The organism is Streptomyces roseochromogenus subsp. oscitans DS 12.976, assembly GCF_000497445.1.
Lineage (GTDB): Bacteria > Actinomycetota > Actinomycetes > Streptomycetales > Streptomycetaceae > Streptomyces > Streptomyces oscitans.
Map to the genome: position 1 here is coordinate 2,714,407 of NZ_CM002285.1, position 6,713 is coordinate 2,721,119.

The following is a 6,713-nucleotide window of genomic DNA, read 5'->3' on the forward strand; positions in this document are numbered from 1 at the left end:
ATGATGGTTTAGACCAGTCAGTACCCCCGACCGGATTCGAACCGGCGCTACCGCCTTGAGAGGGCGGCGTGCTAGGCCGCTACACAACGGGGGCCCTAGCGATCCTGCATCGATGACGGAGGGAGCTACCCGAGCCGTCCTCGCGGGAAGGATCTGTACCCCCGACCGGATTCGAACCGGCGCTACTGCCTTGAGAGGGCAGCGTGCTAGGCCGCTACACAACGGGGGCTTTGCAGATAAGCTCTGCGAGCTGGCCTACCTGGACTCGAACCAAGACTAACTGAACCAGAATCAGTCGTGCTGCCAATTACACCATAGGCCACCGGAACTCAAGCCCCTGCGGGGTCTTCGTTCTAGCTTGCTCCTCGGGGCTCCGGCCTTCCGGCCCGCTCCCCTCGGCGCAGGAAGAACATTACCCGAAGGTGGACGGGGCTCCAAAACGGGTATCCGCGCGGACGAGCGCGGGGAGTTCGGCGAGGGTCGAGATCCGGTGCACGACAGCGCCCTCAGCCGACTGCGACTGGGCCGTCCCGCGGTCGATCCACACGGACAGCAGCCCGGCCTCGGCGGCGCCCCGTCCGTCGATCTCCGGGTGGTCACCGACGTACGCCACCTCGTGCGGCGGCAGGTGCAGCGCCTCGCAGGCCGCCAGGAAGGCCCCGGCCTCCGGCTTGGAGACGCCCAGCTCGGCGGCGCACAGGACGGCCTCGAAGCGGTCGAGGATGCCGAGGCTGCGCAGCTTGTGCTCCTGGACCGTGATGCTGGAATTGGACAGCACCGCGTGCCGGTGACTGCCGGAGAGGGCCTCCAGGACGGGCAGCACATCCGGGAAGAGGCCCCAGGCGGCCTCGTAGTGCCTTATGTACCGCTGGAACCAGGCGTCGGCCTCGTCGTCGGTCAGCTGTCGGCCGAGAAAGTCCCGGGTACGGTCCCGGCGCTGTGTGACGAAGTCGACCTCACCGGCGGAGAACCGCGCCCACTGCTGGTCGGTGATCTCCCGCCACCGGACCAGAGCCGCCTCGGCGCTGCCGTACTCCTGGATCAACCCCTCGGCCACCAGATGCGCCCGCATGCCCTGCCGGTCCGCGGTCGTGTAGTCGAAGAGGGTGTCGTCCACGTCCCAGACCACGGCTCTGATCGTCATGCCACCGACGGTACCGCCGGACGGCGGGCAGAGTGGTCGGCATGGGCGCCACTCGGCCCGGACGAGCACCTGCGCAGCGCGGTGACCAACGCATGAGGGCGGCACCCGGAGATCCGGGTGCCGCCCTCATGCGTTGGGTCGGCTAGGCGCTCAGCTTCGTCAGGGCCGCGTCGATGCGGGCCAGCGTCTTCTCCTTGCCCAGGACTTCCAGGGACTCGAAGAGGGGCAGGCCGACGGTGCGGCCGGTGACGGCGACGCGGACCGGGGCCTGGGCCTTGCCGAGCTTGAGGCCGTGGGCCTCGCCGGCGGCCAGGACGGCCTCCTTCAGGGACTCCGGAGACGTCCAGTCCGCGGACTCCAGCTTCTCGCGGGCCGTGCGGAGGAGGGCGTCACTGCCTTCCTTCATCGCCTTCGTCCACGAGGCCTCGTCCTCGACCGGCTCGGCGAGGAACAGGAAGTCGACGTTGTCGGTGATCTCGGAGAGGACCTTGAGGCGGGTCTGGGCGTGCGGGGCGATCGCCTCCCACTTCGCCTCGTCGAAGTCCTCCGGCGCCCAGGGGGCGAAGGGAGCCTTCAGCCACGGGCGGCAGCGCTCGGTGAACTCCTTCACCTCCAGCATGCGGATGTGGTCGCCGTTGATCGCCTCGCACTTCTTCAGGTCGAAGCGCGCCGGGTTGGGGTTCACGTCGGAGATGTCGAAGGCGGCGACCATCTCGTCGATCGTGAAGATGTCCTGGTCCGCGGAGAGCGACCAGCCCAGCAGGGAGAGGTAGTTGAGCAGGCCCTCGGGGAGGAAGCCCCGCTCGCGGTAGAGGTTCAGCGACGACTGCGGATCACGCTTCGACAGCTTCTTGTTGCCCTCGCCCATCACGTACGGCAGGTGGCCGAAGGCCGGGGTCTGCTTGGCGATGCCCAGCTCGATCAGCGCCTTGTACAGGGCGATCTGGCGCGGGGTGGAGGAGAGCAGGTCCTCGCCCCGCAGGACGTGGGTGATCTCCATCAGGGCGTCGTCGACCGGGTTGACCAGCGTGTACAGCGGGGCGCCGTTCGCCCGGACGATGCCGTAGTCCGGCACGTTCTCGGGGGTGAAGGTCAGCTCGCCGCGGACCAGGTCGGTGAAGGTGATCGTCTCGTCCGGCATCCGGAAGCGGACGATCGGGGTGCGGCCCTGGGCCTTGTACTCCTCGACCTGCGCGGCGGTCAGGTCGCGGCAGTGGCCGTCGTAGCCCGACGGCTTCCCGGCCGCCCGCGCCGCCTCGCGGCGGCTGTCCAGCTCCTCCTGGGAGCAGTAGCAGTGGTAGGCGTGGCCGCTGTCCAGCAGCTTCTGTGCGACGTCCTGGTAGATGTCCATGCGCTGCGACTGGCGGTACGGCGCGTGCGGGCCGCCGACCTCGGGGCCCTCGTCCCAGTCGAAGCCGAGCCAGCGCATCGCGTCGAGCAGCTGGTTGTACGACTCCTCCGAGTCACGGGCCGCGTCAGTGTCCTCGATACGGAAGACGAATTGAGCACCGCTGCCCTGGTGGTGCCGGGCGAACGCCCAGTTGAACAGGGCGGTCCGGACCAAGCCCACGTGGGGGTTACCGGTGGGCGAGGGGCAGAAACGGACGCGTACGGGGGAGCCGGGTGCGCTAGCCACGCTTGACAACCTTGTTGGTGAGAGTGCCGATGCCTTCGATGGTGACGGCGACCTCGTCGCCGACGTTCAAGGGGCCGACCCCCGCGGGGGTGCCGGTGAGGATGACGTCGCCGGGGAGCAGGGTCATGGCCTCGGAGATGTTGACGACCAAGTCCTCGATGGGGTGGATCATCTCGCTGGTGCGGCCCAGTTGGCGCTGCTGGCCATTGACGGTGCACTGGATGGTCAGGTCGTTCGCCCGCTCCAGGTCCAGGTCCGTCTCCACCCAGGGGCCGAGCGGGCAGGAGGTGTCGAAGCCCTTGGCCCGGGCCCACTGCTTCTCACGCTTCTGCACATCGCGGGCGGTGACGTCGTTGGCGCAGGTGTAACCGAAGATGACGTCCTTGACGCGCTCGCGCGGGACCTCGCGGCACATACGGCCGATGACGACGGCCAGCTCGGCCTCGTGGTGCAGTTCCTCGGAGAACGGCGGGTACTGGATGGCGTCGCCGGGGCCGATCACCGAGGTGGACGGCTTGAAGAAGGCGAACGGGGCGTCGGGCATCTCGTTGCCCAGCTCGCGCGCGTGGTCGGCGTAGTTACGGCCGAAGGCCACGACCTTGTTGGGGAGGATCGGCGGGAGCAGCCTGACCTTGCTCAGCGGCACCTTCGTACCGGACAGCTCGTGGTCCGCGAACGGGATGCCCTTGATGATGTCGAGGACGAGTTCGTCCTGCTTGTCGCCCTCGACCGCGCCGAAGGCGACGTTCCCGTCGATGGAGAACCTGGCGATGCGCACGGGATCCTTGCGCCCCTTACTGAGAACCGGCGTACTGACGCCCCAGGTTAACCGGTCGGACCGTCCGGCGTTCGGCATAGCCGCAGGCCCGGAAAGGCGTCGTACGGAAACCACGAAAACGCAGTCCCGGGAATTCAGCGGAAAAGGTGAGCCGCGTCAGCCCGGTCGGCCGCGGAGCGCGGGAGCGTGATCGGCTACTCTCCGGCCGGGACCGTCGCGCCCGCCGGGACGTCCACCAGGACCGTGCGCCGCGGGTTGGCAGTCTGGGCGGGGAGATCGACGGAGTGCTCCGGCAGCTCGGGCGTCTGCAGTTCGTCGGCGTCCTGGAGATGCGCCAGAGTCGTGCGTCGCGGGTTGGCGATCTTGTGGAACATGGTCGTCGTCTTCACCGTTGTGGTCCTGTGCCCTCTGGTCGGGTGGGTTTAAAGAGTCGTCTGGTTTACAGACTCATCCCTCATGTAAAGCGCCAGGCTAAACATCCGATTCCCTGCCGGCGGCGCCAACTGCCCACGATCTGCATGTGAGTTTGCTCACGACCTCGATGACAATTCGGTCAAATCTGCGCCGCAACGCGTCCCAACGAAACGGACATTGACCCCCTGAACCCATCATTCCGCTCCTGATCATGGCGACTCAGACACCTGACGCCAGGCGCCAACTCGGTGAGATATGACCGATTTGTCCAGGAACGGCTTCCACGGCTGGTGACATGGCACTCACAGCCCGTCACGGAGGTCACAGCTCGGACCACGGCCCTTGTTGGAGATCCGGCACTGTGCTGGAATTCCACGGACCGCCGCGGGGATCGAGCCGGCGCACAGGCGGCGCGACCAGCGCCGACGTGGCGGTGAGATGGGGGGAACCAGCGCCGGTCACTCAAGACCACCGGGGGGCGTTTTCAGGGCGCTCTCCAAACGCCGACACCGTGTCCCTCCGTTCACGCGAAGGGGCGCCTGGTCCAGAGGTTGCGACGCTAGTGCAGGGACGTTTCAAGAGGGATGGCAGCGCTTCGGCGGAGCCGGAGTCGCACGACGGGACTGGCCCCATGAAGGGCAGCTCCTCGCCCCAGCACGCCCAGAACCCGGCCCCGTCCGGGGACGGCGGTCAGCGCAGCGGACGCCCCGGCGTGTCGTCCCCGACCGCCTCCACCGGGTCGGCCACCACCGGCGCCACCCCCGCGCCGACGGTGAAGCCCGGCAAGGGCCCCTCCGGCACCGGTTCGCGGATGGCCCTGCGCAACTGGCGCATCTCCACGCGCCTGGTGTCGCTGCTCGCGCTGCCCGTGGTCGCGGCGACCTCGCTGGGCGCGCTGCGCATCGACCAGAACATCAACGACATCCAGCAGCTCGACAACATGAAGCTGCTGACGGACATGACCAAGCAGGCCACCGAGCTGGCCGCCGCGCTCCAGGAGGAGCGTGACCAGTCAGCCGGTCCCCTGTCGCACGGCCTGAGCGCGAACGACTACACGGTCAAGGGCTACGAGGAGAAGACCGACCGGGCCCGCGAGAACTTCCTCAACGCCTCCGAGCAGATCGACTCGGCCAGCAAGGACGGCAACCTCCAGGGCGTCCGTGACGCGCTGGTCGGTCTCGCCAACCAGCTGGACGACCTGGCCAAGATCCGCAAGACGGCCTACAAGTCGCAGGGCAACTCGACCCAGACGATCGAGTCGTACCACCGGCTGATCACCCAGCTGATCAGCCTGTCCCAGGACATGGCCGAGGCGTCCAGCAACCCGGAGATGATCTCGCGCACCCGCGCCCTGGCGGCCTTCTCCACCGCCAAGGAGTACGCCTCCGTACAGCGCGCCACGATCGCCGCCGCCCTGCCCGCGACCAACACCACCAAGGGCGACCTGTCCGAGAACGACCGCCTGTACGGCCAGTCGGCGTACCAGAGCGAGAACTCGGAAATCGCGATCTTCCGGAAGATCTACGCGAGCAACAACGCCGAGGAACTGCTCAAGCCGATCGACGAGGGCAACCCGACGATCGAGTCCGCGGACACCTACGCCAAGCGCGTCTTCGACTCCCGCGACGGCATCCAGACCCTGAACGCCCGCTCCTACAAGGACTGGGTGGACGACAGCTCGACCAAGATCGAGCAGATGAAGAAGATCGAGCACACGCTGCTCGAGGACATGGAGCAGAAGGCCCGCGAGCTGAAGAGCGCCACCCAGCAGGACGCCATCATCTCCGGTGCGCTGATCCTGCTCGTGCTCGGTGTGTCGCTGGTCGGAGCCTTCATCGTCGCCCGGTCCATGATCCGCTCGCTGCGCCGGCTGCAGGAGACCGCGACCAAGGTCGCCCAGGACCGCCTGCCCGAGCTGGTCAAGCAGCTGTCGGAATCCGACCCGCAGGACGTCGACACCTCCGTGGAGTCGGTCGGTGTGCACTCCCGGGACGAGATCGGCCAGGTGGCCGCGGCCTTCGACGACGTGCACCGCGAGGCGGTCCGCCTCGCCGCCGAGCAGGCCCTGCTGCGGGGCAACGTCAACGCGATGTTCACCAACCTCTCGCGCCGCTCCCAGGGCCTCATCCAGCGCCAGCTGTCGCTCATCTCCGAACTGGAGTCCCGCGAGGCCGACCCGGACCAGCTGTCCTCGCTGTTCAAGCTCGACCACCTCGCCACCCGTATGCGCCGTAACGGCGAGAACCTCCTCGTCCTTGCCGGTGAGGAGCCCGGCCGGCGCTGGACCCGCCCGGTCCCGCTGGTCGACGTGCTGCGCGCCGCCGCGTCCGAGGTGGAGCAGTACGAGCGCATCGAGCTGGCCTCCGTGCCCACCACCGAGGTCGCCGGCCGCGTGGTCAACGACCTCGTGCACCTGCTCGCCGAGCTGCTGGAGAACGCGACCTCGTTCTCCTCGCCGCAGACCAAGGTCAAGGTCACCGGTCACGCGCTGCCCGACGGCCGCGTGCTGATCGAGATCCACGACACCGGTATCGGCCTCTCCCCCGAGGACCTCGCGGCGATCAACGAGCGGCTCGCCTCGCCGCCCACCGTGGACGTCTCCGTCTCCCGCCGCATGGGCCTCTTCGTGGTCGGCCGGCTCTCGCAGCGGCACGGCATCCGCATCCAGCTGCGCCCGTCCGACTCCGGTGGTACGACCGCGCTGGTCATGCTGCCCGTGGACGTGGCCCAGGGCGGCAAGA

5 protein-coding genes and 3 tRNA genes are annotated in these 6,713 nt (G+C 68.1%); 1 reads left to right on the plus strand and 7 read right to left on the minus strand.

Features of this window, described 5'->3' with window-relative positions:
• Positions 1–21 precede the first annotated feature (21 nt).
• The 7 genes from M878_RS61565 to M878_RS61595 form a co-directional block, all read right to left on the minus strand.
• Positions 22–94: transfer RNA gene (locus M878_RS61565), tRNA-Glu, on the minus strand.
• Between the two features lie 62 nt (positions 95–156).
• Positions 157–229: transfer RNA gene (locus M878_RS61570), tRNA-Glu, on the minus strand.
• Positions 230–250: 21 nt separating this feature from the next.
• A tRNA-Gln gene (locus M878_RS61575) sits at positions 251–322 on the minus strand.
• A gap of 90 nt (positions 323–412) precedes the next feature.
• Positions 413–1,144 carry an HAD family hydrolase gene (locus tag M878_RS61580; RefSeq protein ID WP_031224751.1) on the minus strand — a complete coding sequence of 244 codons (732 nt, stop codon included), beginning with the start codon at positions 1,142–1,144 and terminating at the stop codon, positions 413–415.
• Between the two features lie 142 nt (positions 1,145–1,286).
• Entirely contained in the window at positions 1,287–2,780 is a 1,494-nt protein-coding gene (gene gltX / locus M878_RS61585; protein ID WP_031224752.1) for a glutamate--tRNA ligase, read from the minus strand.
• Positions 2,773–3,558 carry a fumarylacetoacetate hydrolase family protein gene (locus M878_RS61590; protein WP_023546521.1) on the minus strand — a complete coding sequence of 262 codons (786 nt, stop codon included), beginning with the start codon at positions 3,556–3,558 and terminating at the stop codon, positions 2,773–2,775. Before M878_RS61590 ends, gltX begins: the two co-directional genes overlap by 8 nt.
• A gap of 194 nt (positions 3,559–3,752) precedes the next feature.
• On the minus strand, positions 3,753–3,947 hold the full coding sequence (locus M878_RS61595) for a hypothetical protein (RefSeq protein ID WP_023546522.1): 195 nt from the start codon (positions 3,945–3,947) through the stop codon (positions 3,753–3,755).
• 587 nt (positions 3,948–4,534) lie between these two features.
• On the opposite strand from M878_RS61595, the gene M878_RS61600 reads away from it, so the two are divergent.
• A partial coding sequence (locus M878_RS61600) for a sensor histidine kinase (protein ID WP_031224753.1) occupies positions 4,535–6,713 on the plus strand: 2,179 nt, incomplete at its 3' end.